This window comes from Geodermatophilus sp. SYSU D00663, assembly GCF_054050655.1.
Window position 1 is genome coordinate 1 of the sequence record NZ_JBJGZT010000042.1, and the last position, 26,980, is coordinate 26,980.

Below are 26,980 nucleotides of genomic sequence, written 5' to 3' on the forward strand. Positions count from 1 at the left end.
CGGGGGGGGGGGGGCGGCCCCCCCCCCCCCCCCCCCCCCGCCCGCGCCCACCCCGGCCCGGGGAGCCCGGCTGGCGGGCACCCCGGCCGCGGCGGCCTGCGGGGCGATCGGCCTGCTCGGGCCCGGCCTCCTCGGGAGCCGGGCCGGACCAGCCGGTCACGAGGTCGCTCAGAAGTCGACCGGGTCAGCGGCCGGGGCGTCGACCTGCGGGCCGATGCCCAGCTTCTCCTTGACCTTCTTCTCGATCTCGTCGGCGAGGTCGGGGTTGTCGCGGAGGAACGTGCGGACGTTCTCCTTGCCCTGGCCGAGCTGGTCGCCCTCGTACGTGTACCAGGCACCGGACTTGCGGATGAAGCCCTGCTCGACGCCGGCGTCGATGAGGCCGCCCTCGCGGCTGAACCCGACGCCCCACAGCAGGTCGAGCTCGGCCTGCTTGAACGGCGCGGCGACCTTGTTCTTGACGACCTTGACGCGGACCCGGCTGCCGACGGCCTCGGTGCCCTGCTTGAGGGTCTCGATCCGGCGGACGTCCAGGCGGACCGACGAGTAGAACTTCAGCGCGCGGCCACCGGTGGTCACCTCGGGCGAGCCGTAGACGATGCCGACCTTCTCGCGCAGCTGGTTGATGAAGATCGCGGTGGTGCCCGAGTTGTTCAGCGCACCGGTGATCTTCCGCAGCGCCTGGCTCATGAGGCGGGCCTGCAGACCGACGTGGCTGTCACCCATCTCGCCCTCGATCTCGGCGCGGGGCACGAGGGCCGCCACGGAGTCGATGACGATGATGTCGAGCGCGCCGGAGCGGATCAGCATGTCGGCGATCTCGAGGGCCTGCTCACCGGTGTCGGGCTGGCTGACCAGCAGCGCGTCGGTGTCGACGCCGATGGCCCGGGCGTACTCCGGGTCGAGCGCATGCTCGGCGTCGATGAAGGCCGCGATGCCGCCGGCGGCCTGGGCGTTGGCCACCGCGTGCAGGGCGACCGTGGTCTTGCCGGAGGCCTCCGGGCCGTAGACCTCGATGATGCGGCCGCGGGGCAGGCCGCCGATGCCGAGCGCGATGTCGAGGGCGATCGAGCCGGTCGGGATGACCTTGATCGCCTGCGCGGTGCTGTCGCCCAGGCGCATGACCGAGCCCTTGCCGAACTGCTTGTCGATCTGGGCGAGGGCCATGTCGAGGGCCTTGTCGCGGTCGAGCGTTGCCATGGTGCTCACCTTCGGGAAGTCGCGTGTCGTGGAGTCGATGCGGTGTCGGAGGGAAACGCTAGGCCGGGGGTCTGACACTTTCCGGTGACCGACTCGACCTGTGGAGGGACGACCTCCCTGTGGACCCACCCGTCACTGTAGGGCGAACACGTGTTCGAGTCGAGCACCGCGGACAGGCGCCGACCGGTGTCGGGTCAGACCAGCCCGCGGGTGTGTGCGAACACCGCCGCCTGGGTGCGGTCGCGCACCTCCAGCTTGCCCAGGATCCGGGCGACGTGGGTCTTCACGGTCAGCTCCGACAGCACCAGCGCCTCGGCGATCTCGGCGTTGGACTCCCCGCGGGCCACCGCGCGCAGGACCTCGAGCTCCCGCTCGGTGAGCAGCGCGACCCGGGGGTCGGGCGGCGTCCCGCCGGGCAGCCGGTGGGCGAGGGTCTCCAGCAGCCGGCGGGTCACCCGGGGGGAGACCACCGCGTCCCCGGCGGCGACGGCGCGGACGGCGCGCAGCAGCTCGGTCGGCTCGGCGTTCTTGAGCAGGAAGGCGCTGGCGCCGGCCCGCAGCGCCGCGAACGCGTGCTCGTCGAGGTCGAAGGTGGTGAGCACGAGGACCCGGCTGGGCAGGTCCTCGGCCACGATGCGGCGGGTCGCCTCGACGCCGTCGACACCGGGCATCCGCACGTCCATGACGACGACGTCGGGGCGCAGCTCGCGGGCCAGGGCGACCGCCCCGGCGCCGTCGCCCGCCTGGCCGACGACGGTGAGGTCCTCCTGCGACTCCAGCACCATCGACAGGCCGACGCGGACCAGCGGCTCGTCGTCGACGAGGAGGACCCGTGTGGTCACGGGGCCGCCACCGGGGACCCGTCCCCTCCAGCGCGCACCGCCGCCAGCGGGAGGACCGCCGCGACCCGCCAGCCGCCCCCGGGCAGCGGCCCGGCGGTGACCGACCCGTCCCACGCCGTCACGCGCTCGCGCATGCCCACCAGGCCGTGGCCGCCCCGGCCGGGGGCTGCCGCGGCGGGCGCGCCGTCGTCGACGACCTCGACGGTCAGCTCGGCCGGGTGCCAGTCCAGGCGCACCGTGGCCGACCGGGCGCCGCGGGCGTGGCGCAGCACGTTGGTCAGCGCCTCCTGCACCAGCCGGTGGACCGCGAGCTGGGCCCCGGCGGTGAGCGGGACCGGGTCCCCGGCGACGGTGAGCACCGTGGGCAGGCCGGCGGCGCGCACCTGCTCGACGACGGTGCCGACGTCGGCCAGCCCGGGGGCCGGCGTCAGCTCCGCCCGGTCCCCGTCGGTGCGCAGCACGCCCACGAGTCGGTGCATCTCGGCGAGCGCCGCCCGGCCGGTGGCGGCGATCTGCGCCACGGCCGCGCGGGCCTGGTCGGTGCCGGGGGCGAAACCGGCGCCGTCGGCCAGCGCCGTCATGACCGACAGGTTGTGGGCCACGACGTCGTGCAGGTCGCGGGCGATCCGCGCGCGCTCCTCGACGACGGCGATGCGGGCCTGCGCGTCCCGCTCCCGCTCGGCGCGCTCGGCGCGGTCCTCCAGGGCCTGCAGGTAGGCCCGGCGCGTGCGCCGGCTGCGGCCGACGACGGCGGCGGTCACGGTGACCGCCGAGAGCGGGACGACGGCGGCGCCGTCCGGGCGGCCGGCCAGCGCGGCGACCCCCACGGCCAGGGGGACCAGCAGGCAGATCCCGACGGCGGCGGCGACGCGCACCGGCTCACACCGGTCGGCGACCCAGACCAGGAGCCACCACACGACGACGCCGGCCGGCAGCAGGGCGCGGGGCTCCGGACCGTGCGAGGCCCACCAGCCGAGCACCAGCGTCACGCCGGCGACGAGCGCGGCGAACGGTGCCCGGGCACGGGCCAGCGCCAGCGCCCAGAGCAGGAGGGAGACGGCGACCTCGGCGGGGGTCGGCCCACCGAAGCGGACGAGCGGGCCGACGGAGAGGAGGGCGCCGCCGACGACCGGGCCCACCGTCCGCACCACCGACCCGCCCGCCCCCCGCACCGGCTCCACGGGCGCCATCGTGCCGTCCCGGCGGCCGGGACGGGAGCTCACGCGTCCCGTCGGCGCACCGTCACCACCGCCGCCGCGAACAGCACCCCGAGGTAGCCGCAGAGGACCGCGAAGCCGGTCCACGGCGCGAGCTCGTCGGGTCCGGTGACGAGCTGCGCGACGCTGGACCCGGCCTGTCCGGGCAGCCACCGGACGACGTCGGGGCCCCAGCTCGAGGGCAGCAGGCTGCCGAGCACCGGCAGCAGGAAGACGACGGCGAACAGCGTGCCGATCGCGCCCCCGGTGGAGCGCAGCAGCCAGCCCAGACCGTAACCCAGCAGCCCGATCGCCGTCACGTACAGCGCGGCACCGAGGACGGTGCGCGCCACCCCGGCGTCGGTGAGGGACACCCCGGCGTCGCCCAGCACGGCCTGGCCGACGAGGAAGGCGGCCAGAGCGGCCAGGCACGTGGTCACCAGGGCCAGGGCGGCGAGCACGACGGCACGGGCCAGCAGCACCGGCCAGCGCTGCGGGACCGCGGCGAAGACGACCCGCACGGCGCCGCTGGTGTACTCGCCGGTGACCAGCAGGACGCCCAGCACCCCGACCACGAGCCCGGCGAGGTTGTGGCCGCCGAGGCTCAGGGCGACCGGGTCGGCCAGGTCCAGGCCGGGCGGGCCGCCCCGCCCCGCGGGTCCACCCGACTCCGCCGTCGCGGTGAACAGCAGGCCGAACAGGACCAGGGCGAGCGCGGCTCCGCCGAGCAACCACCAGGTGGTCCGCAGCGACCGGACGGCGACCCACTGCCCGGCGAGCAGGCCGCGCACGCCGCCCCCGGCCGGTCGGGGCGGAGCGGGGCCCACGAGGGGGCGGCGCGCGTCGAGGGTGCCGGTGCCCGCCGTGCCGGTGCTCGCCGTGCCGGTGCTCGCCGTGCCGGTGCTCGCCGTGCCGGTGCTCGCCGTGCCGGTGCTCGCCGTGCCGGTGCTCATGCCAGGGCCTCCTGCCGGGCGTCCGTGCGGTACTCCTGGTCCTCGCGGGTCAGGTCCATGAACGCCTCCTCGAGGGAGGCCGACACGGGGGTCAGCTCGTGCAGCGTGATGCCGGCGCGGCCGGCCCGGTCGCCGATCTCGGCGGCCGAGAGCCCCTGCACCTCGATCAACCCGTGCTCGGGCGAGGAGAGGACGACGCCGTCGCCGGCCAGCAGCGGCGCGAGCGCGGCGGGGCGCGGGCTGCGGACCCGTACCGACGAGCCGCCGGCCCGCTGCAGGACGTCGGCGACCGGCTCGTCGGCCACCAGCCGACCCCGGCCGAGGACGACCAGGTGGTCGGCGGTCACCGCCATCTCGCTCATGAGGTGGGAGGAGACGAGCACGGTCCGCCCCTCGGCCGCCAGCTGCCGGGTGAGGGTGCGGATCCACAGCACCCCGTCGGGGTCCAGGCCGTTGACCGGCTCGTCGAGCACGACGGTGGCCGGGTCGCCGAGCAGCGCCGTCGCGACGCCGAGGCGCTGGCCCATGCCGAGCGAGAAGCCGCCGACCCGCCGGTCGGCGACCGACGCCAGGCCGGCGAGGTCGAGGACGACGTCGACCCGCGACCGCGGCAGGCCGGCCGTGGCCGCGAGGAGGCGCAGGTGGTCGCGCGCGGTGCGCCCCGGGTGGGCGGAGCGGGCCTCGAGCAGGGCACCGACGGCGCGCAGCGGGGCCGGGAGGTCGGCGTAGCGGCGGCCGTCGACCCGCACGGTGCCGGCGGTCGGCCGGTCGAGGCCGACGACGACGCGCATCGTCGTCGACTTCCCGGCGCCGTTGGGGCCGAGGAAGCCGGTCACCCGGCCGGGGCGGATGGTCACGGTGAGGTCGTCGACGGCCGTGCGATCGCCGTAGCGCTTGGTCAGTCCGCGGATCTCGATCACGCCGCCGACGCTAGGGACGGCGGCGGCCCCGGCGCGTCGGCCGGCAGGAGGCACCCCGGCGCGGGCGGCTACTCCGCGCGGAGTACGCCGGCGGGCTCAGCGGTCCCGTGCGGGGACGTCGTACTCCTCGCAGATCGCCAGCCACACGCGGCGCACCGGCACCCCGGCCTCGATCGCCTCGACCGCCGAGCGGCCCCCGAGCACGGAGAACACGTGGTCGCGCGCGACGCTCTCCGCCCGCATCGACCCGAACTGGGTCTCCAGCCGGGACCAGAACTCCTGCAGGCGCACGTCCCCGACGCTAGCGCGCGTCCCCGCCGGCCGTGGCGGCCGCGTGGTCGGCGATCCCCGTCCGCAGCCGCCGGACCAGCGCCGCCGGGTCGTCGGCGGCCAGCCGCAGCTCGCTCACCGGGCGGCCGCCGGTGCGGGCGAGCGGCAGCACCAGCGGCGTCCGCAGCTCGACGTCGACCTGCGTGGAGGCGACGACGGCGACCGACACCGCGCGCCGCTCCCCCTCCTCCGCGACGACGACCGTGCGCGAGCCCTCGACGCTGCGCCGCCGCACGCGCGCGGCGGCGATCTCCTCCCACGGCACCCGGACGTCGACGGTCCAGCCGCTGCGCACCCGCAGCCCCGCGGCGTCGACGGTGTGCGGGTGCACGCGCTGCCCGGCGAGCATCCCGACCATCCACAGCAGCCCGTAGACGCCGAGGACCGCCACCGCGACGCGCAGCGACGGCCAGGGCAGCAGCCAGTCCACCAGCGGGATCTCGACCGCCGACAGCACGATGAACGTCCACATCACGGGCGCGGCCGCCGAGGCGTACGGGAAGGCGTCGGCGCCGGCCGGCACGTCGGGACGGCGGCGCACCCACCGCCACAGGCTGCGCCAGGTGCCAAGCTCGAAGGCCACCGCACGGCGCACCAGCTCGCGGGCGGTCACGGGGTCTCCCCCGCGGCCGCGCCTCCCGGGACCAGGGCGCGCAGCCGGTCGAGGACCTCGTCGAGGGCGGACACCAGCCCGTCGAGGCGGTCCGGCGTCAACCCGCCGAACAGCTGCTCCGCGAGCTGCGCCTGCCCCGCCGCCATCTCCTCCAGCAGCCGCTCGGCGCGGGCGGTGGGGGTCACCAGGGTGGCCCGCCGGTCGGTGGGGTGCGGTTCGCGGGTGACCAGCCCGGCCGCGGCCAGCCCGTCGACCAGCCCCGTGACGTTGCGGGCGCTGACCCCGAGCGCGTCGGCCAGCGCGCGCTGGGTGCTAGGGCCGGCCGAGCGCAGCCGCCACAGCAGCGTCGTGCGGGCGACGGTCAGCCCCTCGGCCGCCAGCGACGTCGCCATGTCCCGCCCGAGCAGGACGGTGACCTCCAGGACCCGGTCGAGTGCCGCGACCCGCGCCTCCACCATCGTGAACCCCCTACACCGTGAACCGCCTTCACGGTACAGGACGGCCTAGGCTGGAGGCGTGTTCCCCAGCACGGGCTCGGCGACGTGGGACGTCGTCCTCGAGATCGGCATCGCGGTCTGCCTGCTGATCACGCTGGTGATGCTGTGGCGCAACATGCGCGGCCACTGAGCAGCCGAGCGCTCAGCGCCGCAGCCAGACCAGCGCCAGCGGGACCACCAGCGCCGCGGACACCCCGGCAACCAGGCCGAAGCCGCCCAGCGCCAGCAGCGGGCCGCCGACGGCCCCGGCGACCGCCGCGCCCAAGCCCATGAGCAGGTCCGCGCCGCCCTGCGCGGTGGGCCGCACCTCCGCCGGCACCGCCTCGGTGACCAGCGTGGAGCCCGCGATCAGCCCGCACGACCAGCCCAGCCCGAGCAGCAGCAGGCCGACGCCCAGCCGGCCGGCGGCCTCCGGCGGCGCCGTCCCGGCCACGCCCGCGGCGGCGAGGAGCAGCGCACCGCCCAGCGCCACCGTCGCCCGCCGGCCCACCCGGTCGGCGAGCCAGCCGACGAGCGGGCTGAACAGGTACATGCCGGCCACGTGCACGCTGATGACCACGCCCACCAGCCGCAGCGTCGTCGCGTCGTCGTGCCCGCCGGCGTGACCCATGTGCACCGGCGTCATGACCATGACGCCGACCATCACCGCGTGGGAGACCACGACGGCGACCAGGCCGAACCGGCCGCCGGGGTCGGCCCACACCGCGGCCAGCGCGCCCCGGGTGGCCCGCCGCGGGCGGCCGGGCGCCGGTCCGCCGTCGTCGGCGAGCCGGCGGGCCAGCAGCAGCGGGTCCGGGCGCAGGGCGAGCCACAGGCCGGCGGTGACGACGGCGAACACGGCGGCGGACACGGCGAAGCCGCCTCCGAGCGCGGGCAGGCCGAGCGCGCGCCCGAGGTCGGCGCCGGGCGCGGCGAGGTTGGGGCCGAGGACCGAGCCGACCGTGGTCGCCCAGACGACCAGCGACAGCGCGCGGCCGCGCCGTTCGGGGACGGCGAGGTCGGCCGCGGCGTAGCGCGCCTGCAGGCTGCACGCGGTCGCCGCGCCGAAGGCGAACAGCCCGGCGAGCAGCAGCGGCAGCGAGGACAGCGCCGCGGCGACGACGGTGACCACCGCGCCGCCGACGGCGACGGCGTACCCGGCGGCCAGCCCCGCCCGCCGCCCGGCCCGGTCGGACACCCGGGCGAGCGGGACGGCGAGCACCGCGGCGCCGAACACGCCCATCGTCTGCCCGAGCCCCGCGGCGGCGTCACTGCCGGACACCTCCCGCGCGAGCAGCCCGCCGACGGTGATCCCGACGGTGACGCCGAGGCCGCCGAGCGCGACCGCGCCGGAGAGGACGGCGACGCTGCGCCGCTGCACCCGGCCGACGTCGACGGCCGCCTGCGTCGTCACAGCCCCAGCGACCGGCCGATGATCTCGCGCATGATCTCGTTGGTGCCGCCGTAGATCGACTGCACCCGGGCGTCGCGCCAGGCCTTGGACACCGGGTACTCGTCCATGTAGCCGTAGCCGCCGTGCAGCTGCAGGCAGCGGTCGGCGACCTTGTTCTGCAGCTCGCTGGTCCAGTACTTGGCCATCGCCGCGTCGACGGCGGTCAGCTCGCCGGTGCCCAGCTGCCGCACGCACTCGTCGACGAACGTCCGCGCGACCGTCGTCTCGGTGTGCAGCTCGGCGAGGACGAACCGGCTGTTCTGGAAGCTGCCGACCGGCCGGCCGAAGGCGGTCCGACTGGTCACGTACTCGAGGGTCCGGGCGAGCACCGTCTCGCAGGCGGCCACCGCACCCACGGCGATCGACAGCCGCTCCTGCGGCAGGTTCTCCATGAGGTGGGCGAAGCCGCGGTTCTCCGTGCCGAGCAGGTTCTCCGCCGGCACCCGCACCTCGTCGAAGAACAGCTCGGCGGTGTCCTGCGCCTTGAGGCCGACCTTGTCGAGGTTGCGGCCGCGGGTAAACCCGGGCATGTCCCGCTCGACGACGAGCAGGCTGGTGCCCTTGGCGCCGGGGGCGTCGGGGTCGGTGCGCGCCACCACGATCACCAGGTCGGCGTTGATGCCGTTGGTGATGAAGGTCTTGGCGCCGCTGAGCACCCAGGAGTCGCCGTCGCGGTGGGCCGTGGTGCGGATCGACTGCAGGTCGCTGCCGGTGCCCGGCTCGGTCATCGCGATCGCGGTGATCAGCTCGCCGCGGCAGAAGCCGGGCAGCCAGCGCTGCGCCTGCTCCTCGGTGCACAGGTCGCGCAGGTAGGGCGAGACGACGTCGTTGTGCAGGCCGAAGCCCAGGCCGCTGGCGCCGATCCGGGTGACCTCCTCGTCGAGGACGGCGTTGTAGCGGAAGTCCCGCACCCCGCCGCCGCCGAACCGCTCCTCGATGTCCATCCCGAGCAGGCCCTGCTCACCGCCGGCGAGCCACACGTCGCGCGGGACGATCCCCTCGCGCTCCCACCGGTCGTGGAACGGCGCGACGTTCTTCTCCAGGAACGTGCGGACCGTCTGCCGGAAGTCCTCGTGCTCGGCCTCGTGGAGCGAGTGGCGCATGGCGGGCAGTGTGCCGTACGCCACCCCGGCCCGGGCGCACGCCGTCCGCTCCGGGCGTCGGCGCAGGCCAGCGGACTGTCGTACCCGCGGGGACACTGGACACGTGCCCGCTCTCGACCGGTTCTCCGCGCCCACCCGGGCCTGGTTCACCGGCGCCTTCGCCGAGCCCACGGCGGCCCAGGACGGCGCCTGGGACGCCATCAGCAGCGGCGAGCACGCGCTCGTCGTCGCCCCCACCGGGTCCGGGAAGACGCTGGCGGCCTTCCTCTGGTCGCTGGACCGGCTGACCAGCACGCCGCCGGCCGACGAGAGCCGCCGCTGCCGCGTCCTCTACGTCTCGCCGCTCAAGGCGCTGGCCGTCGACGTCGAGCGCAACCTGCGCGCCCCGCTGGCCGGCATCGGGCAGGCGGCCATGCGGCTGGGCCTGCCGCGCCCGGAGATCACCGTCGGCATCCGCTCCGGCGACACCCCGGCCGACGAGCGGCGGGCCTTCACCCGGCGGCCCACCGACATCCTCATCACCACGCCCGAGTCGCTGTTCCTCATGCTCACCAGCTCGGCGCGGGAGGCGCTGCGCGGGGTGGAGACGGTGATCGTCGACGAGGTGCACGCCGTCGCCGACAGCAAGCGCGGGGCGCACATGGCCGTCTCGCTCGACCGGCTCGACGAGCTGCTGGACCGCCCCGCGCAGCGGATCGGCCTGTCGGCCACGGTGCGCCCCATCGAGGAGGTCGCCACCTTCCTCGCCGGCGGCCGGCCGGTGCGGGTGGTGCAGCCGCCGGCGGGCAAGGAGTGGGACCTGTCGGTGGTCGTCCCGGTCGAGGACATGAGCCAGCTGGGGCAGCCCACCGGCGAGCTGGAGGGGTCGGCGGCCGGGGACCAGCCGCGGACGTCGATCTGGCCGGCGGTCGAGGAGCGGGTGCTCGACCTGGTCGAGGCGCACCGCAGCACGATCGTGTTCGCCAACTCCCGGCGGCTGGCCGAGCGGCTCACCAGCCGGCTCAACGAGATGGCCTACGAGCGGGCCACCGGTGAGGCCGTCCCGCCCGGCACCAACGCCGCGGCGCTCATGGCGCAGGCCGGCTCCGGCGGCGGCGTGCCCGAGGGCGTGCAGCCGGTCGCCGCGGCCCACCACGGCTCGGTGTCGCGGGAGCAGCGGGCGATCGTCGAGGAGGCGCTGAAGTCCGGGCGGCTGCCGGCGGTGGTCGCGACGTCGTCGCTCGAGCTCGGCATCGACATGGGCTCGGTCGACCTCGTCGTCCAGGTGGAGGCGCCGCCCACCGTGGCCGCGGGCCTGCAGCGGGTCGGCCGCGCCGGGCACCAGGTCGGCGCGGTCAGCCGCGGCGTGCTGTTCCCCAAGTTCCGCGGCGACCTGGTGCAGTGCGCGCTGGTCGCCGAGCGGATGAAGGCCGGCGCCATCGAGTCGATCCGCTACCTGCGCAACCCGCTCGACGTGCTGGCCCAGCAGATCGTGGCGATCGTGTCCGAGGGCCCGCGCACGGTCGAGGAGGTCGGTGCGCTGCTGCGCCGGTCGGCGCCGTTCTCCGGCCTGCCCGACTCCGCGCTGCACGCCGTCCTCGACATGCTGGCCGGCCGCTACCCCTCCGACGCGTTCGCCGAGCTGCGGCCGCGGCTGACCTGGGACCGGGTCACCGACACCCTGACCGCCCGCAGCGGCGCCCAGCGGCTGGCGGTCACCAGCGGCGGCACCATCCCCGACCGCGGGCTGTTCGGCGTCTTCCTCGTCGGCGGTGAGGGGTCCGGCGGGCGCCGGGTCGGCGAGCTCGACGAGGAGATGGTCTACGAGTCGCGGGTCGGCGACGTGTTCCTGCTCGGCTCGTCGTCGTGGCGGATCGAGGAGATCACCCACGACCGGGTGCTCGTCTCCCCCGCGCCCGGCCAGCCCGGGAAGATGCCGTTCTGGCACGGCGACGCCCCCGGCCGGCCGCTGGAGCTGGGCCGGGCGCTCGGCGCGTTCCTCCGCGAGGTCGGGTCGGCGACGCCGGACAGGGGCCGGGAGCGGGCGCAGGCCGCGGGCCTGGACGACTGGGGCGCGGCCAATCTGCTCGCCTACCTCGCGGAGCAGAAGGCGGCCACCGGCCACCTCCCCGACGACCGCACGCTGCTGGTCGAGCGGTTCCGCGACGAGCTCGGCGACTGGCGGCTGGTCGTCCACTCCCCCTTCGGCGCGCAGGTCAACGCCCCGTGGGCGTTGGTGCTCGCCGCCCGGCTGCGTGAGCGCTACGGCGTCGACGTCGCCTCCATGCACTCCGACGACGGCATCGTGCTGCGGCTGCCCGACACCACCGGCGAGCCGCCCGAGGCCGACCTCGCCGTCCTCGACCCCGACGACGTCGAGCGCGAGGTGACCGCCGAGGTCGGCAGCTCCGCGCTGTTCGCCAGCCGCTTCCGCGAGTGCGCCGCCCGCGCGCTGCTGCTGCCCCGCCGCGACCCGCGCCGCCGCACGCCGCTGTGGCAGCAGCGCCAGCGCGCCGCCCAGCTGCTCAGCGTGGCCGGCGACTTCTCGTCCTTCCCCATCACGCTCGAGGCCGCCCGCGAGGTGCTGCAGGACGTCTACGACGTGCCGGGACTGGTCGAGCTGATGCGCGACGTCCGCTCCCGGCGGGTGCGGGTGGTCGACGTGCAGACGCAGGCCGCGAGCCCGTTCGCGCAGTCGCTGCTGTTCGGCTACGTCGGGCAGTTCCTCTACGAGGGCGACGCCCCGCTGGCCGAGCGCCGCGCGCAGGCGCTGGCGCTGGACACCGGCCTGCTCGCCGAGCTGCTCGGCCGCTCCGAGCTGCGCGAGCTGCTCGACGCCGAGGCGCTGGCCGAGGTGGAGCGCGAGCTGCAGCGGCTGCCCGCCGAGCGGCACCCCCGCGACGTCGACGGCGCCTCCGACCTGCTCCGGGGCCTGGGCGACCTCACCCCCGCCGAGGCGGCGCTGCGCGGCGTCCCCGCGGAGTGGCTGGAGGAGCTGGTGGCCTCGCGGCGGGCGATCGTCGTGCGGATCGCCGGCGAGGAGCGGCACGTCGCCATCGAGGACGCCGGCCGGCTGCGCGACGCGCTGGGCACCGCGCTGCCCGTGGGCGTGCCCGAGGCGTTCACCGAGCCGGTCGCCGACCCGCTGGGCGACATCGTCGGCCGCTACGCCCGCACCCACGGCCCGTTCCAGCCGGCCGAGGTCGCCGCGCGGCTCGGGCTGGGCGTCGCCGTCGTCACCGCCACCCTGCAGCGGCTGGTCGGCACCGGCCGGCTGGTCACCGGGGAGTTCCGGCCCGGCGGCACCGGGCAGGAGTGGTGCGACGCCGAGGTGCTGCGCTCGGTGCGCCGGCGCAGCCTGGCCAGGCTGCGCCAGGAGGTCGAGCCGGTGCCGATCGGCACGCTGGCCCGGTTCACGCCGGCCTGGCAGTCGGTGGGCAGCCGGATGCGCGGCGTCGACGGCGTCCTCGCGGTCGTCGAGCAGCTGGCCGGTGCGCTGGTGCCGGCGAGCGCGCTGGAGACGCTGGTGCTCCCGACCCGGGTGCGCGACTACTCCCCCGCGATGCTCGACGAGCTGACCAGCGCCGGCGAGGTGCTGTGGGCCGGCGCCGGCGGGCTGCCCGGCGGGGACGGCTGGATCAGCCTGGTGCCCGCCGACCTCGCCCCGCTGCTGCTGCCCGACACCGTCGAGTTGCCGGAGGAGGGCGGCGTCGGGTTCGCGGTCCTCGAGCAGCTGTCGGCCGGGCAGGCGGTGTTCTTCCGCGGCCTGTCCGACCTGGTCGGCTCCACCGACGACACCGCGCTCGCCGACGTCGTCTGGGACCTGGTGTGGGCCGGGCTGCTCACCAACGACACCCTCGCCCCGCTGCGCACGCGGCTGGCCGGCGGCGGCACGCACAAGCGGACGCCGGCACCGCCGCGCGCCCGCGTGGACCGCACCCGCTACGGCCGCACCCGGCTGGGCCGCCCGGCGATGCCCAGCCGCACCGGCCCGCCCACGGTCGCCGGCCGCTGGTCGCGGCTGCCCGACCGGGAGGCCAACGCCACCCGGCGCACCACCGCCCGGGCCGAGGCGCTGCTCGAGCGGCACGGCGTGCTGACCCGCGGCGCGGTCGTGGCCGAGCAGGTGCCCGGCGGGTTCTCCGCGGTCTACCCGGTGCTGCGCGCGTTCGAGGAGAACAACCGGGCGCGGCGCGGCTACTTCGTCGAGACCCTCGGCGCCGCGCAGTTCGGCACGGTCGGCGCGGTCGACCGGCTGCGCGCGTTCGCCGTCCCCGACCGCACGCCCGAGGGCGCGGTGGTGCTCGCGGCCACCGACCCGGCCAACGTCTACGGCGCCGCCCTCCCCTGGCCCGACCGCACCGGCTCCGCCGACGGCGAGTCCACGGGGTCGTCGGCAGCGCAGGTCGCCGTCGACGTCGGCGAGGGCACCGGCGGTGGGAAGCGGGCCACCGGGCACCGCGCCGGGCGCAAGGCGGGGGCGCTGGTGGTCCTCGTCGACGGCGAGCTGGTGCTCTACGTCGAGCGCGGCGGCAAGACGCTGCTGTCGTGGACCGAGGACGAGCAGACGCTCAAGGAGGCGGCCACCGCGCTGTCGGGCGCGGTCGCGGCGGGGGCGCTGGGCCGGATGGTGGTGCAGAAGGCCGACGGCGCCTCGGTGCACCAGGACACCCCGCTGTCGTCGGCGCTGCAGGCGGCCGGGTTCGCGGCCACCCCGCGCGGGCTGCGTCTCCGCGGCTGACGGGAGCCGGCCCGCCCCGGACGCGTACCGTGGACCGTCGCAGTACGTGAGGGATCGAGGGATACAGACATGGCAGCCGGCACGGTCCGCTGGTTCGACGCGGACAAGGGCTTCGGGTTCATCGAGCCCCAGGACGGCGGGGACGACGTCTTCGTCCACTTCTCGTCCATCGAGGACACCGGTGGCTTCCGGACCCTCGACGAGGGCCAGCCCGTCGAGTACGACGCCACCGAGGGGCCGCGCGGCCCGCAGGCCGAGCGGGTGCGCCCGACCGGCGGCGCCCCGCGCGGCGGCCGCCGCGACGACCGCGGTGGTCGGGACGACCGGGGACGGGACGACCGGGGACGGGACGACCGCGGCCGGGACGACCGGGGGCGGGGCCGGGCTCCTCGCGGCATCGTCGTCCAGGGCACCGTGGCGCGCTTCGACGCCGACCGCGGCTTCGGGTTCATCGTCCCCGAGGACGTCTTCGTGCACGTCTCCGCGGTGACCCGCGGCGGCGACCTCGAGGAGGGCGACCGGGTCGAGTTCGAGCTGGTCGAGGGCAGCCGTGGCCTGCAGGCCGACTCCGTGCGGCTGCTGCCGTCGGCCCCGCGCCGCGGCGGCTACGACCGCCCCGCGCCCCGCGACCGCCGGGACGACCGCCGGGACGACCGCCGGGACGACCGCGGTGGCCGGGACCAGCGGCCGGCCCGCGCCCCGCGCGGCGGGGACGCCGGCGGCGACGCCGAGGGCACCGTGCAGTGGTTCAACGCCGAGAAGGGCTTCGGCTTCATCACCCCCGACGACGGCGGCGACGACGTCTTCGTGCACTACTCCGAGATCGAGGACGACGGCGGCTACCGCGAGCTCGAGGAGGGCCAGCGGGTCGCGTTCACCCGCACCTCCGGCGCCCGCGGCACCAGCGCCAGCGGCGTCCGCCCGCTCGGCTAGGTCGACCGGTGCGGGCCGCCCGCTCCCCGCGGGCGGCCTCCACCAGCACCGACGCCCGGCTGCGCGACGGTCCTCAGCGGCGGCCGCGGAGCCAGGGGGCGAGCCAGCGCGACAGCCGCGGCATGACCACCTGGCCGAGCAGCACGACGACGACGGTCGCCGACAGCAGCAGCCGCGCCGGCAGCGGCCAGGACGTGATGTGCGGGGCCACGAGCAGCTGGAAGGCGAGCGTGATGGCGAAGACCACGGCGATCGTCAGCACGGTGAGCCGCCAGCGCGGGCCCGGGCGCGGCGGGGTGAGCGCGGTGAAGAAGCTGTCCAGCCCGGCGACGCGGGCGTAGTCGGCGCCGTCGGCGAGGTGCTCGACCCGCTCGAGCGCCTGCTGCCGCTGCGCCGAGCGCTCCCAGCGGGCCAGCGACTCGCCGTCGGCGAAGCGGTAGACCAGGTGGTAGCGGGTGGAGCCCGGCCCGGGCCGCAGCAGGCTGGTGCCCAGGTTGCCCGGGAAGGCCGCGGCCTGGCCGAGGACGTCGTCGGCCCAGCGCTCGAACGCCTCGCGCTGGGCGGGCCGCACGTCACGGGCGACGGTCACGGTGACCGGCTCGCCGGCGGTCGTCAGGTGCGCGGGCGTGGAGCTGGCCGGGGCGGGACGTCGCTGCACGCGTGCTGCAGCGCCCGCACCCGGCGCGCCCTTCCCGCCGCCGGGGTGACGTCCCTCGCTGCCCAGCAGTCGGAGGCCCCCCTGCCCCCCACCGCTCGCACGCTCGCGGCGGGCCCCTGCGGGGGGCCGAGGACACGGTCACCAGGGACACTGGGGAGGTGCCCGAGGGAGACACCGTCTGGCTGGCGGCCAAGCGCATGAACACCGCGCTGGCCGGCCAGACGCTGCGCCGCGGCGAGCTGCGGGTGCCGCAGCTGGCCGCCACCGACCTCAAGGGCCGCACGGTCCGCGAGGTGGTCCCCCGCGGCAAGCACATGCTCACCCGGTTCACCGACGGCTGGACCCTGCGCACCCACTACCGCATGGACGGCAGCTGGCACATCTACCGCAAGGGCGCGCGCTGGCACGGCGGGCCGGCGTTCTCCATCCGCGCGATCCTCGCGACCGACCGGTGGGACTGCGTCGGCTACCGGCTGCACGACGTCACGATGGTCCGCACCACCGACGAGGAGCAGGTCGTCGGCCACCTCGGCCCCGACGTCCTCGGGCCGGACTGGGACCTCGACGAGGCGCTGCGCCGGCTGCGGGCACACCCCGACGAGCAGATCGGCGTCGCGATCCTGGACCAGCGGAACCTGTGCGGGCCGGGGAACCTCTACAAGGTCGAGGGGCTGTTCGTCTGCGGCGTGCACCCGTGGATGCGGGTGGCCGACGTCGAGGACCTCCCCGGGCTCGTCGACCGGACCCGCACCCTGATGCTGGCCAACCGCGACCGCCCCGAGCAGAGCACCACCGGCGACCTGCGCCGCGGCCGCGACCACTGGGTGTACGGCCGCAAGGACAAGCCCTGCTACCGCTGCGGCACCCCGATCCTGCGCGGCGACCAGGGCCCGGACCTGCAGGAGCGGATCACCTACTGGTGCCCGACCTGCCAGGCCACCGACGCCCCCGTCGACCCGGCGGCCCGCACCGGCGAGCCCGGCCGCCCGCCGCCGCTGGCCAACGCCCACTAGGGACGCCGCGGGCCCGGCTCCCGGAGGAGCCGGGCCCGCGGCGGTCAGGACCTAGGCGTTCTCGGGGCGCTGGGCGGCCTGCTCGGTCTTCTCGAACGACGGCGACGCCGTCCCCGGGCCGATCGCCCCGGCCGCTCCGGTGCCGCCCTCGACGGCGGCCGGCCCGCCCATCGCCGCCCGGATCTGCTCCAGCCGGGAGGCGCCGGCGACGTCGAGGGTCGCCTTCTGCACCTCGAGCATGCGGCCCTCGACGGAGGTCTGCGCGAGCTCGGCCTGGCCGAGAGCGTTGGCGTAGCGGGCCTCGATCTTGTCGCGGACCTCGGCCAGGCTCGGGGTGTTGCCCGGCGCGGACAGCTCGTTCACCTGGCGCATCGAGGCGGCCACGTGCTCCTGCATCTTGGCCTGCTCGAGCTGGCTCATGAGCTTGGTGCGCTCGGCCAGCGTCGTCTGCAGCCGCATGCGGCTCTGCTCGACCGCGCCGCGCGCCTGCTCGGCGGCCTGCAGCGCCTCGTCGTGGCTGCGCTTGAGGTCCTCCATCGCCTGCTCCGCGGCGACCAGCTGGGTGGCGAACGCCTGCGCGGCCTGCTCGTACTCGGCGGCCTTGGCCGCGTCCCCGCGCCCGCGGGACTGGTCGGCCAGCACCAGCGCCTGGCGGGCCGAGGCCTGCAGCTTCTCCACCTCGCCGAGCTGCCGGTTCAGCCGCATCTCGAGCTGCCGCTGGTTGCCGAGGACGGCGGCGGCCTGGTTGGCCAGCGCCTGGTGCCGCTGCTGCTCGGCCTCGATCGCCTGCTGGATCTGGATCTTCGGGTCCGCCCGCTGGTCGATCTGCGCGTTGGCCGACGCGGTCAGGTACCGCCAGAGCTTGACGATCGGGTTGGGCATGTTGGGCTCCTCCTGCTCCGGCGCGGTCCCGCGCCGCCTCCTGGCTCCCGCACCGCCGCGGTGCCACGGCGGTTCTCCCCGTCATCGTCCCAGCAGGACCGGTGTCCCGGCCAACAGGGACGTCCCCGGTCCCGGCCGGCGTCCCCCGTCCGGGGATCCCCGGAGGACCGGGCCGGACCGGGCTAGGGTCGGCTGATGGACAGCGCCGTCCCCACCCTCACCGTCCTCGGCGAGCTCGTCGTCGACCTGCTGCCGGTCCCGGACGCCGACGCCGGTCCCGAGGGCACCGCGCCGCAGTACGTGGCGCGGCCGGGGGGCAACGCGCTCAACGTGGCCGTCGCCGCGGGGCGGCTGGGCGCCCCCGTGGCGCTGCTGGCCCGCCTCGGCACCGGCCCGCTGGCCCCGGCGCTGCGGCGCCACGCGGAGCTGTCCGGCGTGGACACCCGCGGCATGGTGCCCGCGACCGAGCCGGTGAGCCTCGCCGTCGTCGGGCTCGGTCCGGACGGGTCCGCCGACTACGGCTTCCACGTGCAGGGCGCCGCTGACTGGCAGTGGACCGACGAGGAGCTGGCCGCCGTCGTCCCGGAGGCGACGGCGGTGCTGCACGTCGGCTCCATCTCGAGCTGGACCCCGCCCGGGTGCGACGCGATCGCCCGGCTGGCCGAGCGGCTCACCGGCCGCGCGCTGGTCAGCGTCGACCCCAACCTGCGCCCGATGCTGGCAGGCGGGCCGGTCGGCGCCACGCTGGGCAACGACCCCGGCGCCGTCCGGGCCCGGCTCGACCGGCTGGTCGCCGTCGCCGACCTGGTCAAGGTCAGCGCCGAGGACCTCGGCTGGCTGGAGCCCGACGCCACCGCCGACCTCGACGCCACCGCGCAGCGGTGGGCCGGCCGCGGGCCGGCGCTGGTGCTGCTCACCGACGGCGGGGCGCCGCTGCGGATCGCCCGCCCGGGCCGGCCGCTGCTGCACCGGGAGCCGCCGCGGGTGACCGTCGCGGACACCGTCGGCGCCGGGGACACCCTCGCGGCCGGGTTCTTCGCCGGCCTGCTGGCCGCCGGGGTCACCTCCCGCGCGGCGCTGGAGGCGCTGTCCGACGACGACCTGCTGCGCCTGGTCGACGACGCCGCGCTGGCCGCCGCGCTCACCTGCACGCGGGTCGGCGCGGACCCGCCCACCGCCGCCGAGCTGGCCGCCGCCCGCGGCTGACGCCCCTACCCCGGCGCCAGCCAGGCGGCGGTGTCGGGCGGCAGGTCGCCGCCGGCTCCGGCGCTGGTGAGCAGCACCCGCCCGAGCCCGGACAGCGGGACCGGCTCCGCGGACAGGTTGACCACGCAGCGCAGCGCCGACCCGCGGTCGAAGGCCAGGACGTCGGCGCCGAGGTCCAGCCAGGTCAGCGGCTCCTCGGCCAGGAGCTCGCGGCGCAGCCGCAGGGCCGCCCGGTACAGCGTGAGCGTGGACGACGGGTCGTCCCGCTGGGCCTCGACGGTGAGGTCCCGCCACGCCGCCGGCTGGGGCAGCCACGGGGCGACGCCCTCGGGCGCGAAGCCGAAGGGCGGCCGGTCCCCCGACCACGGCAGGGGCACCCGGCAGCCGTCCCGGCCGCGCGCGGTGTGCCCGGACCGCTCCCAGGTGGGGTCCTGCAGCGCGTCGGCGGGCAGGTCCTCGACCTCGGGGAGGCCGAGTTCCTCCCCCTGGTACAGGTACGCGCCGCCGGGGAGGGCGAGCGTCAGCAGCGCCGCGGCGCGCGCCCGCCGCAGCCCCAGCGCGAGGTCCGCGGGCCCGGCCGCGTCGAAGCCCATGACGGCGGCGCCGCTGTGTGCCCGGCCGAAGCGGGTGACGTGCCGGGTCTCGTCGTGGCTGGACAGCACCCAGGTGGCGGGGGCGCCGACCGGCGCGAGCGCCGCGAGGGTGCCGTCGACCACCGCGCGCAGGGCCGCGGCGTCCCAGGGCGCCTTGAGGTAGTCGAAGTTGAAGGTGGTGTGCAACTCGTCCGGGCGCACGTAGCGGGCCAGCCGCTCGGGCCCGTTGACCACGGCCTCGGAGACGAACAGCCGGTCGCCGTCGTAGGTGTCGCCGATGCGCCGCCAGCGGCGGAAGACCTCGTGCACCTCGTCGACGTCCCAGTGCGGGTTGTCCACCCACTCGGTGCTGGCGAAGACCGCGCCGGGGCCGTGCCCGGCGTCGGGCAGGCCGGGCACCTTGGCCATCGCCGGCGCCGCGTCGACGCGGATCCCGTCCACCCCGCGGTCGAGCCAGAACCGCACGATGCCGTCGAACTCCTCCTGCACGTCCGGCGACGTCCAGTCCAGGTCGGGCTGCTCGGGGGCGAACAGGTGCAGGTACCACTGGCCGTCGGGGACCCGGGTCCACGCCGGCCCGCCGAACGCGCTGATCCAGTCGTTGGGCGGCTCCGTGCCGCCCGCGCGGCCGTCCCGGAAGAAGTAGCGCGCCCGCTCCGGCGTCGCCGGTCCCCCGGCGAGGGCGGCCCGGAACCACGGGTGCTCGGCCGAGGTGTGGTTGGCGACCAGGTCGACGACGACGCGCAGCCCGAGCGCGTGCGCGTCGTCCAGCAGCGCGTCGACGTCGGCCAGGGTGCCGAAGCGCGGGTCGACGTCACGGTGGTCCGCGACGTCGTACCCGCCGTCGGCCATGGGCGAGGGGTACCAGGGGGTGACCCACAGGGCGTCGACGCCGAGGTCGGCCAGGTACGGCAGCCGACCGCGCAGGCCGGGCACGTCGCCCAGCCCGTCCCCGGTCCCGTCCGCGAAGCTGCGCAGGTAGACCTCGTAGACCACCGCCGTCCGCCACCACGGGCGACGGCGGTGGTCCACGAGGAGGGTCCGGTCCTCCCTCAGGCGCCGGCCCGGTGGGCCCCGGACGACCCGGAGGTCCCGGACGGCCCGGTGGTCCCGGAGATGACACTGGAGCCGACGGTCTGCCCGGTGGCCTGCGCGTCCTGCACCTGCTCGACCCTGTCCTCCTCGGCGAGCTGGGTGAGCCGGGCGCCGGCCTCGGCGTCGCGGGTCAGGTTCTCACCCGTCTGCGGGTCGAAGACGTGGATCTTCCGGCTGTCGAGCCAGAACTCCGCGTCCCGGCCCTCGCGGATGCGGCTGGTCGCGTCGATCGACACGATCGCCTGGGTGCGCAGCTCCTCGGAGTCCAGCTCCCGGGACAGGTCGCGCAGCTGGCTGGTGATCGCCTCCGGCGCCTCGTAGGGGATGTAGGCGTACTGCGAGTCCCCGAGCCACTCCGTCACGTCGACGCGGGCGCGGAAGACCGACCCGTACGGCCGCTTGGCCTCGTCGACCAGCGAGGCGTCCTCGAAGTACTCCGGCCGGATGCCGACCAGCAGCAGGTCGCGGCCCCGCACGGCGGCGACGCGGCGCTCGTCGAGCTCCACCGACCCGAACGGCGTCTGCAGCGCGTTGCCCTGCAGCGTCGCCGGGAGGAAGTTCATCGGCGGGGAGCCGATGAACCCCGCGACGAAGAGGTTGACCGGCTGCTCGTAGAGCTCCCGCGGCGAGGCGACCTGCTGGATCTTGCCCTTGCGCAGGACGCAGACCCGGTCGCCGAGGGTCATCGCCTCGGTCTGGTCGTGGGTGACGTAGACGGTCGTGATGCCCAGCCGGCGCTGCAGCCGGCTGATCTCGGTGCGCATCTGGCCGCGCAGCTTGGCGTCGAGGTTGGACAGCGGCTCGTCGAAGAGGAACGCCTCGGCCTGGCGCACGATGGCCCGCCCCATCGCGACGCGCTGCCGCTGACCACCGGAGAGGTTGGCCGGCTTGCGCTCGAGGTGCTCGCGCAGCTCGAGCACCTCGGCGGCCTCGTTCACCCGGCGCCGCACCTCGTCGTCGGGCGTCTTGGACAGCCGCAGCGGGAAGGCGATGTTCTCGAACACCGTCATGTGCGGGTACAGCGCGTAGTTCTGGAAGACCATCGACAGGTTGCGCTCGCGCGGCGCCAGCTCGTTGACGCGCTTGCCGCCGATGAGCATGTCGCCGCTGGTGATGTCCTCGAGCCCGACGATCATCCGCAGCAGCGTCGACTTCCCGCAGCCGGACGGGCCGACCAGGATCATGAACTCGCCGTCCGCGATGTCCAGGCTGACGTCGTTCACGGCCGGATAGCCGTCCCCGTACTGCTTGACGATGTTCTTCATCTCGATGGAGGCCATCAGATCTCGTCCCCTCGATGGGTCGGCGGGATGGGGGGCACGGCCGGGTCAGCCCTTGACCGCACCGTTGGTGAGACCGGCGACGATGCGCCGCTGGAACAGGAGCACCAGGACGACGACGGGGATGGTGACGATCACCGCCGCCGCGGCGATGGCGCCCGTGGGGTCCTGGAACTGGGTCGCGCCGGAGAACAGGCCGAGCGCGGCCGGGACGGGGCGGGCGGCGTTCGTCGAGGTGAGCGAGATGCCGTACGCGAAGTCGTTCCAGGCGATGAAGAAGGCGATGATGGCCGTGGTGAACACCCCGGGTGCGGCGAGCGGGACGATCACCTTGCGGAACGCCTGCCAGGTGGTCGCGCCGTCGACCTGGGCCGCCTGCTCCATCTCCCAGGGGATCTCCCGGAAGAACGCCGACATGGTCCAGATGGAGATCGGCAGGGTCAGCGACAGGTAGGGGATGATCAGGCCGGGCCAGGTGTCGTACAGCCCGATCTGCCGCCACAGGTTGAACAGCGGCGTGACGATCGAGATCACCGGGAAGATCGCCACGGCCAGCGCGGTGCCGAGGATGAGCCGCTTGCCCGGGAAGTCCAGCCGGGCGATCGCGTAGGCGGCGAACATCGACAGCAGGCACGAGATGAACGTCGCGATCAGGCAGATCCCGAACGAGTTGCGCAGCGCCGGCAGGAACAGGTCACTCCCCGAGCCGGTGAGGATCGTCGAGTAGTTCTCCCACGTCCAGGCCGACGGCAGGAACTGCTTGTTCGCGAGGTCCGCCGTCGTCTTGAACGACAGCGAGACGATCCAGGCGATCGGGAACAGGCAGTAGACGACGATCAGGGCGCCGCCGATCCACCACCAGGTCTTCTCCTTGGTCGACATCAGCGCTCCCCTCGTGCCTGGGCCAGGTCGACCCGGAATCCCTTGATGAAGCTGAAGGCGATGAGCACCACCGACAGGAAGAGCAGCACGGAGACGGCCGAGCCGAGGCCGATCTCCACCCGGGAGATCGTCTGCCGGTAGGCGAGGAACGAGACCGACTCGGTGTTGTTCGCGCCGGCGGTCATGATGAAGATGCTGTCGAAGATCCGGAACGCGTCCAGGGTCCGGAACAGCAGCGCCACCATGATGGCGGCCTTCATGTTGGGGATGGTGACCCGCCACATCCGCTGCCACCAGGTGGCGCCGTCGACCTTGGCCGCCTCCTGCAGCACCTCCGGGACCTGGGCCAGGCCCGCCAGGAGCAGCAGCGAGATGAACGGGGTCGTCTTCCAGATCTCGGCCAGGCAGATCACGAACAGCGAGGAGCCCTGGCCGCCGAACCAGTCGGTGGTGTCGCTGACGCCCGGCAGCCAGGCGAACCAGCTGTTGACGAAGCCGGTGTTGATCCGGAAGGCGAACGCCCAGGCGTAGGCCGACACGACCGTGATCACCGCGTAGGGGATCAGGATGGCGGCCCGGACCACCGGGCGGATCGACGAGAGGGCCTTGGCCATCACCAGGGCCAGGGCGAAGCCGAGCACCAGCTCGACGGCCACCGTGACCACCGTGATGATCACGGTGACGAGGATGGACTGCCACCACACGCCGTCGGTGAGGATCACCCAGTAGTTGCCGAGGCCGTCGAAGGACCGGTTCTCGGGGTCGGTGAGCCGGTAGTTGAACAGCGAGTAGTAGACCGCCTGGATGATCGGGTACGCGGTCACCAGCAGCATGACCACGAAGGCCGGGCCGGCCAGGATCCAGCCGAGCTTGCGCTCGGCCCGGGACCGGTCGCTGATCGTGCCGCGGGGCGCCGAGACGGGTTGGGTCTTCTCGACCGGCGGCAGCGTCGTCTGACTCATAGCAGCTGCTCCCCTGACAGGATGGCCTGGGTGAGGGTCTCCGTGCGCTCACCGGTCTGGTCGTCGACCGAGCCCGGCGGGTGGAACTCGCGGAGGAAGGACCCCAGGACCTCGCTGTAGTAGGCCGTGAGCGGGCGGGACGCCGCCAGCTCCAGGGACTCGCGGATGGTGTCGGCCATCGGGTAGGCCTCCTGCACCTCGGGGTCGTCGTAGACCGCGACCGACGACGCCGGGTTGCCGTTGGTCACCATGTACTCGGCCTGGTTCTCGTCCTGGACGATGCAGGTGACCGCCTCGTAGGCGAGGTCGGGGTACCGGCTGAACGCCGACACGGCGATGTCGATCCCGCCGAGGGGCGGCGCGCTCGGCGTGCCCTCGTCGACGGCGGGGTACAGCGCCCAGCCGTAGTCGTCGGGCACCGACTGGTCCAGCGTCCCGGCCTCGACCTTGCTGAGGGCCTGGGCGTAGACGAACGGCCAGTTGACCATGAAGCCGGCGTCGGCGCTCTCGAACTCGCTCGCGTTGGTGTCCTCGTTGGACGTGGTGAAGCCGGCGCCGACCGCGGAGGAGTTGGCGACGGCGGCCATCACCTCGGCGGCGCGGTCGGCCTCGGGGGTGGCGAGACCGAACTCGATGCTCTCGGGGCTGTCCCCGCTCTCGACGATGTACTGGCCACCGGCGGACTCCAGGAGCGCGTTGAACCACACCATCAGGGACTCCGACCGCCGCCCCTGGGCGCTGAGGAGCTTGTCCTGGCCCTCCGCGGCCTCGATCAGCTGGTCCCAGGTCACCGGCTGGGTCATGTCGAGACCCGCGGCCTCGGCCACCGACTTCCGGTACCAGAGGAGCTGGGTGTTGGACCAGAAGGGGACCGCGACGAGCTCGCCGTCCCACGTGGCGGAGTCCACCGCACCCTGGAACACGCCCTCGGTGACCTCCTGCGCGACGTCCTCCGGGACGGGGGCCAGGAAGCCCGCCTGGGCGAACTCCGGCGGGAAGACGACGTCGAGGCTCATGAGGTCGATCGACCTGTCCTCGGCCGCCAGCCGGCGGACCAGCTGCTCGCGCTGGGCGGGCGAGTCACGGGGGAGCTGGGACACCTCGATCTGGTAGGCCCCGTTCGACTCCTCGGAGCAGCGCTCGGCGATCGTCGCCTGGCCGCCGGAGTCGGGGTTGATGTACCAGGTCAGGGTCGGGGTCGCACTGTCTCCCCCGCCGCCACCGCAGGCGGCCAGCGTGGACGCGACCACGGCGGCGGTGGCCGCGCTGCCCAGTGCACGGCGCCGTCTGCGCCGGCTCCGGGGTGGCCGGTCCGCTCCGGTCTCCGGGATCCGTCCTCCTGCGATGGACAAGACTCATCGCCTCCGTTTCGGCGAGCACCGACGATCACCGCGTGCTCGTACCGTGGCCCTGATCACAGGAGCGCGCAACCCGGCCGTTAACCGGCCGTGACCTGCGGGAGGGGCGGGGTCCGCCTCAGGTCCGGCGGGCGATGACCGACGGCGTGGTGATCTCCTCGGGGGTCCGGGAGAGGACGTTGTCGATGTAGGACCGCGTGGCCTTCGTCGCCCCGACGTCGCGGCCGGCCTGCTCGGACAGGAACCACCGGTGCTCGAGCACCTCGTGGAACACCTCGGCCGGCGCCAGGCGCCCGGCGAGCTCCTTCGGGACCGCGTCGACGACCGGCTGGTAAACCTCGGTCAGCCAGCGGGTGCTGGCCTCGGCCTGCGGCACCGGCCGGCCCGTCCTCTGCTCGAGGTAGGCGCGGTAGGAGCGCAGGTCGTTGAGCAGCCGGCGGGCCTGGTTCTCCTGCACCTCCAGGCCGGTGAGCCGGAACAGCTCCCGCCGGTGCTGGCCCGGGGAGGAGACCCGCGTCTCGACCCGGAGCCGGGCGCCCTCGTCGGAGGTGACGAGCTCGACCTCGCCGACGTCGAACCCGAGGTCGTTGAGCCGTCGCAGCCGCTCGGCCACCCGGTAGCGCTGCTCGTCGGGGTGGAAGACCTCCTCGCGCGTGACCTCGTCCCACAGCCGTTCGTAGCGGAGGGGCAGGCTCTCGGCCACCTCGATGGGGTCCACGCCCTCGGGCAGGAGCTCGCCGAACTGCAGGTCCAGCAGCTCCGCGCCGACCCGCTCGCGCGCGAGGTCGAGGTCGTAGTGGCGCTGGCCGCGGGACAGCTGCGGGTGCCGCTCGGCGGTCTCGGCGTCGACCAGGTGCGCGGCCAGCGCCCCGGCGTCCAGCCGGAACAGGGTGTTGGACAGCGAGCAGTCACCCCAGAAGACGCCGGCCAGGTGCAGCCGCACGAGCAGCACCACCATGGTGTCCATGAGCTGGTCCACCGACTGCCGGGCGCTGGGCCGCGAGAACAGGTAGCGGTAGGACATCGAGTACTCGAGGTACCGGGTCACCAGGATCGCGTCCTGGCCGCCGGGCCGGTCCACGCAGACGCCGAGCACCGAGACCGCCGGCAGGCCCTCCTCCTCGAACTCGCCGAGCAGCGCGTACTCGTGCCGCGCCAGCGGCTCGGCGATCTCCTTGAGGGCGAAGACCTGCCCCTGCTCGGCGACGAAGCGGACGACGTGCCGGGAGATGCCGCGCTGCGGGACCTCGAGCAGCAGGTCCGGGTCCCACTCCTCCAGCGGCTGGTGCCAGGGCAGGGAGAGCAGCCGGGCACCCTCGGTCCCCGGTGGCCGGAACAGGTACCGCACGGCGACCTCCGTCTGTGCCCGGAGCAGCCGACCGCCCGGCGGTGGGCGGTCCCCCCGTGGTCACCCTGCCACGCCCGGCGGCGCGACGCCCGGCACCACGGCGGGGCGGCTCACCCCCCGCCGTGGGCGGCTACGCGGCGAGCGAGACGGCCCGCAGCCCGGCGCGGGCCGGCGCCCCGGCGCCGACCAGCGCGAGCGCGGGCTCGGCGGCGGGCGCGGCCTCGGCGGCGGGCGCCGACGCGGCGGCCGGCTCGTCCGCGGCCTCCCCGGCGGGGGCGGTGCCGGTGGGCGCCAGCGGGCGGACGCGGGTGTCGGCACCCCGCAGGCCGGAGCTGACCTCGGCGAGCAGGTCGGCGAGCTCGACGTCGAGGGCGTCGCAGATGGAGGCGAGCAGCTCGGAGGAGGCCTCCTTCTGCCCGCGCTCCACCTCGGAGAGGTAGCCCAGGCTCACCCGGGCGGCACCGGAGACGTCACGCAGCGTGCGCCGCTGCTGCAGCCGGTGACCGCGCAGGGTCCGCCCGAGCTGGGTGCGCAGCAGCGTCATGGCCGTCTCCTGTCTGGCAGAGGGAAGAGCGGCGGCACCCCCGGGTGCCGTGCGCCCACGGTACGCGGCCCGCCCACCCGGGACCGAGCCGGCGCGGACGCGTCCGCTCATGGCGTAACACCGCAGGCGGGCGCGGCCTTCCCGGCGACTACGCCGCGGTGTCGGTGACCGAGCCGGTGGGCCCGGCGGCACGCCGCGCGGCGGCGGCGCGCACGGCCCGGGCACTGGAGCGGCGCAGGGTGAGCGCCCGGTAGACGTAGTCGAGGCCCGTGACCAGCGTGAGCGCGACCGCGGCCGCCATGACCCACCAGCGGGGGGGGGGGGGGGGGGGGGGGGGGGGGGGGGGGGGGGGGGCGGGGGGGGGGGGGGGGGCGTGGGGGGGGGGGGGGGCCCGACGGGCGGGGGGGGGGGGGCCGGGGG

General features: G+C 75.4%; 24 protein-coding genes. 4 read left to right on the forward strand and 20 right to left on the reverse strand.

Annotated elements, in window-relative coordinates; translation table 11 throughout:
* Positions 1 to 168 precede the first annotated feature (168 nt).
* The 10 genes from recA to ACI79Z_RS21895 all read right to left on the reverse strand — a co-directional run bounded on the left by recA (position 169) and on the right by ACI79Z_RS21895 (position 9,086).
* On the reverse strand, positions 169 to 1,200 hold the full coding sequence (recA, locus tag ACI79Z_RS21850) for a recombinase RecA (protein WP_387993673.1): 1,032 nt from the start codon (positions 1,198 to 1,200) through the stop codon (positions 169 to 171).
* 194 nt (positions 1,201 to 1,394) lie between these two features.
* The gene (locus ACI79Z_RS21855) at positions 1,395 to 2,042 is read right to left on the reverse strand and encodes a response regulator (RefSeq protein ID WP_387993676.1); all 648 of its coding nucleotides are present in this window, start codon (positions 2,040 to 2,042) and stop codon (positions 1,395 to 1,397) included.
* A complete protein-coding gene (locus ACI79Z_RS21860) occupies positions 2,039 to 3,223 on the reverse strand; it encodes a sensor histidine kinase (RefSeq protein WP_387993678.1) in 1,185 nt (394 codons plus the stop codon). Before ACI79Z_RS21860 ends, ACI79Z_RS21855 begins: the two co-directional genes overlap by 4 nt.
* A gap of 38 nt (positions 3,224 to 3,261) precedes the next feature.
* A complete protein-coding gene (locus ACI79Z_RS21865) occupies positions 3,262 to 4,191 on the reverse strand; it encodes an ABC transporter permease subunit (RefSeq protein ID WP_456904015.1) in 930 nt (309 codons plus the stop codon).
* The gene (locus tag ACI79Z_RS21870) at positions 4,188 to 5,111 is read right to left on the reverse strand and encodes an ATP-binding cassette domain-containing protein (protein ID WP_456904017.1); all 924 of its coding nucleotides are present in this window, start codon (positions 5,109 to 5,111) and stop codon (positions 4,188 to 4,190) included. Before ACI79Z_RS21870 ends, ACI79Z_RS21865 begins: the two co-directional genes overlap by 4 nt.
* A gap of 96 nt (positions 5,112 to 5,207) precedes the next feature.
* On the reverse strand, positions 5,208 to 5,402 hold the full coding sequence (locus tag ACI79Z_RS21875; RefSeq protein ID WP_387993686.1) for a DUF3046 domain-containing protein: 195 nt from the start codon (positions 5,400 to 5,402) through the stop codon (positions 5,208 to 5,210).
* A 10-nt stretch (positions 5,403 to 5,412) separates the two neighbouring features.
* Positions 5,413 to 6,054 (reverse strand): hypothetical protein, encoded by a 642-nt coding sequence (locus ACI79Z_RS21880; RefSeq protein ID WP_387993689.1) that lies wholly within the window; start codon positions 6,052 to 6,054, stop codon positions 5,413 to 5,415.
* The gene (locus ACI79Z_RS21885) at positions 6,051 to 6,512 is read right to left on the reverse strand and encodes a MarR family winged helix-turn-helix transcriptional regulator (protein ID WP_387993691.1); all 462 of its coding nucleotides are present in this window, start codon (positions 6,510 to 6,512) and stop codon (positions 6,051 to 6,053) included. The genes ACI79Z_RS21880 and ACI79Z_RS21885 overlap by 4 nt, the downstream gene beginning before the upstream one ends.
* A gap of 181 nt (positions 6,513 to 6,693) precedes the next feature.
* Positions 6,694 to 7,944: an MFS transporter gene (locus tag ACI79Z_RS21890; RefSeq protein WP_456904020.1), complete on the reverse strand. Its 1,251-nt coding sequence runs from the start codon at positions 7,942 to 7,944 to the stop codon at positions 6,694 to 6,696.
* The gene (locus ACI79Z_RS21895; protein ID WP_456904022.1) at positions 7,941 to 9,086 is read right to left on the reverse strand and encodes an acyl-CoA dehydrogenase family protein; all 1,146 of its coding nucleotides are present in this window, start codon (positions 9,084 to 9,086) and stop codon (positions 7,941 to 7,943) included. Before ACI79Z_RS21895 ends, ACI79Z_RS21890 begins: the two co-directional genes overlap by 4 nt.
* A 103-nt stretch (positions 9,087 to 9,189) precedes the next feature.
* On the opposite strand from ACI79Z_RS21895, the gene ACI79Z_RS21900 reads away from it, so the two are divergent.
* Complete coding sequence (locus tag ACI79Z_RS21900; protein ID WP_387993699.1) at positions 9,190 to 13,806, forward strand: ATP-dependent helicase; 4,617 nt, start codon at positions 9,190 to 9,192, stop codon at positions 13,804 to 13,806.
* A gap of 69 nt (positions 13,807 to 13,875) precedes the next feature.
* A complete protein-coding gene (locus ACI79Z_RS21905; protein ID WP_456904024.1) occupies positions 13,876 to 14,739 on the forward strand; it encodes a cold shock domain-containing protein in 864 nt (287 codons plus the stop codon).
* A 73-nt stretch (positions 14,740 to 14,812) separates the two neighbouring features.
* Here ACI79Z_RS21905 and ACI79Z_RS21910 read toward each other — a convergent pair whose 3' ends face one another.
* Entirely contained in the window at positions 14,813 to 15,397 is a 585-nt protein-coding gene (locus ACI79Z_RS21910) for an antibiotic biosynthesis monooxygenase (RefSeq protein ID WP_387993701.1), read from the reverse strand.
* Positions 15,398 to 15,555: 158 nt separating this feature from the next.
* Here ACI79Z_RS21910 and ACI79Z_RS21915 point away from each other — a divergent pair, with 158 nt between their 5' ends.
* Complete coding sequence (locus ACI79Z_RS21915) at positions 15,556 to 16,410, forward strand: DNA-formamidopyrimidine glycosylase family protein (RefSeq protein ID WP_387993704.1); 855 nt, start codon at positions 15,556 to 15,558, stop codon at positions 16,408 to 16,410.
* Between the two features lie 51 nt (positions 16,411 to 16,461).
* Here the strand turns inward: ACI79Z_RS21915 and ACI79Z_RS21920 are convergent, their stop codons facing one another.
* Positions 16,462 to 17,292 carry a PspA/IM30 family protein gene (locus ACI79Z_RS21920; protein WP_387993706.1) on the reverse strand — a complete coding sequence of 277 codons (831 nt, stop codon included), beginning with the start codon at positions 17,290 to 17,292 and terminating at the stop codon, positions 16,462 to 16,464.
* 195 nt (positions 17,293 to 17,487) lie between these two features.
* On the opposite strand from ACI79Z_RS21920, the gene ACI79Z_RS21925 reads away from it, so the two are divergent.
* Complete coding sequence (locus ACI79Z_RS21925; RefSeq protein WP_456904027.1) at positions 17,488 to 18,498, forward strand: PfkB family carbohydrate kinase; 1,011 nt, start codon at positions 17,488 to 17,490, stop codon at positions 18,496 to 18,498.
* A 5-nt stretch (positions 18,499 to 18,503) separates the two neighbouring features.
* On the opposite strand, the gene ACI79Z_RS21930 is transcribed toward ACI79Z_RS21925, so the two are convergent.
* From ACI79Z_RS21930 to ACI79Z_RS21965, 8 genes are all read right to left on the reverse strand, one after another.
* Complete coding sequence (locus ACI79Z_RS21930) at positions 18,504 to 20,123, reverse strand: glycoside hydrolase family 13 protein (protein ID WP_456904029.1); 1,620 nt, start codon at positions 20,121 to 20,123, stop codon at positions 18,504 to 18,506.
* Between the two features lie 20 nt (positions 20,124 to 20,143).
* Positions 20,144 to 21,466 (reverse strand): ABC transporter ATP-binding protein, encoded by a 1,323-nt coding sequence (locus ACI79Z_RS21935; RefSeq protein ID WP_387993714.1) that lies wholly within the window; start codon positions 21,464 to 21,466, stop codon positions 20,144 to 20,146.
* A 48-nt stretch (positions 21,467 to 21,514) separates the two neighbouring features.
* A complete protein-coding gene (locus tag ACI79Z_RS21940; protein WP_387993717.1) occupies positions 21,515 to 22,348 on the reverse strand; it encodes a carbohydrate ABC transporter permease in 834 nt (277 codons plus the stop codon).
* Complete coding sequence (locus ACI79Z_RS21945; RefSeq protein ID WP_387993719.1) at positions 22,348 to 23,310, reverse strand: carbohydrate ABC transporter permease; 963 nt, start codon at positions 23,308 to 23,310, stop codon at positions 22,348 to 22,350. The genes ACI79Z_RS21940 and ACI79Z_RS21945 overlap by 1 nt, the downstream gene beginning before the upstream one ends.
* On the reverse strand, positions 23,307 to 24,560 hold the full coding sequence (locus tag ACI79Z_RS21950) for an extracellular solute-binding protein (RefSeq protein WP_387993722.1): 1,254 nt from the start codon (positions 24,558 to 24,560) through the stop codon (positions 23,307 to 23,309). Before ACI79Z_RS21950 ends, ACI79Z_RS21945 begins: the two co-directional genes overlap by 4 nt.
* A 226-nt stretch (positions 24,561 to 24,786) precedes the next feature.
* Positions 24,787 to 26,016 (reverse strand): DUF4032 domain-containing protein, encoded by a 1,230-nt coding sequence (locus ACI79Z_RS21955; protein WP_387993725.1) that lies wholly within the window; start codon positions 26,014 to 26,016, stop codon positions 24,787 to 24,789.
* 130 nt (positions 26,017 to 26,146) lie between these two features.
* Entirely contained in the window at positions 26,147 to 26,560 is a 414-nt protein-coding gene (locus ACI79Z_RS21960; protein WP_456904033.1) for a helix-turn-helix domain-containing protein, read from the reverse strand.
* A 148-nt stretch (positions 26,561 to 26,708) separates the two neighbouring features.
* On the reverse strand, positions 26,709 to 26,861 hold the full coding sequence (locus ACI79Z_RS21965) for a hypothetical protein (RefSeq protein ID WP_456904035.1): 153 nt from the start codon (positions 26,859 to 26,861) through the stop codon (positions 26,709 to 26,711).
* Positions 26,862 to 26,980 lie beyond the last annotated feature (119 nt).

What these genes read in the sequence shown, in the direction of transcription:
- recA (WP_387993673.1), bottom strand. Translation starts at nt 1,200, where the DNA reads ATGGCAACGCTCGACCGCGACAAGGCCCTCGACATGGCCCTCGCCCAG.
- ACI79Z_RS21865 (WP_456904015.1), bottom strand. Translation starts at nt 4,191, where the DNA reads ATGAGCACCGGCACGGCGAGCACCGGCACGGCGAGCACCGGCACGGCG.
- ACI79Z_RS21885 (WP_387993691.1), bottom strand. Translation starts at nt 6,512, where the DNA reads ATGGTGGAGGCGCGGGTCGCGGCACTCGACCGGGTCCTGGAGGTCACC.
- ACI79Z_RS21895 (WP_456904022.1), bottom strand. Translation starts at nt 9,086, where the DNA reads ATGCGCCACTCGCTCCACGAGGCCGAGCACGAGGACTTCCGGCAGACG.
- ACI79Z_RS21905 (WP_456904024.1), top strand. Translation starts at nt 13,876, where the DNA reads ATGGCAGCCGGCACGGTCCGCTGGTTCGACGCGGACAAGGGCTTCGGG.
- ACI79Z_RS21920 (WP_387993706.1), bottom strand. Translation starts at nt 17,292, where the DNA reads ATGCCCAACCCGATCGTCAAGCTCTGGCGGTACCTGACCGCGTCGGCC.
- ACI79Z_RS21925 (WP_456904027.1), top strand. Translation starts at nt 17,488, where the DNA reads ATGGACAGCGCCGTCCCCACCCTCACCGTCCTCGGCGAGCTCGTCGTC.
- ACI79Z_RS21935 (WP_387993714.1), bottom strand. Translation starts at nt 21,466, where the DNA reads ATGGCCTCCATCGAGATGAAGAACATCGTCAAGCAGTACGGGGACGGC.
- ACI79Z_RS21940 (WP_387993717.1), bottom strand. Translation starts at nt 22,348, where the DNA reads ATGTCGACCAAGGAGAAGACCTGGTGGTGGATCGGCGGCGCCCTGATC.
- ACI79Z_RS21945 (WP_387993719.1), bottom strand. Translation starts at nt 23,310, where the DNA reads ATGAGTCAGACGACGCTGCCGCCGGTCGAGAAGACCCAACCCGTCTCG.
- ACI79Z_RS21960 (WP_456904033.1), bottom strand. Translation starts at nt 26,560, where the DNA reads ATGACGCTGCTGCGCACCCAGCTCGGGCGGACCCTGCGCGGTCACCGG.
- ACI79Z_RS21965 (WP_456904035.1), bottom strand. Translation starts at nt 26,861, where the DNA reads ATGGCGGCCGCGGTCGCGCTCACGCTGGTCACGGGCCTCGACTACGTC.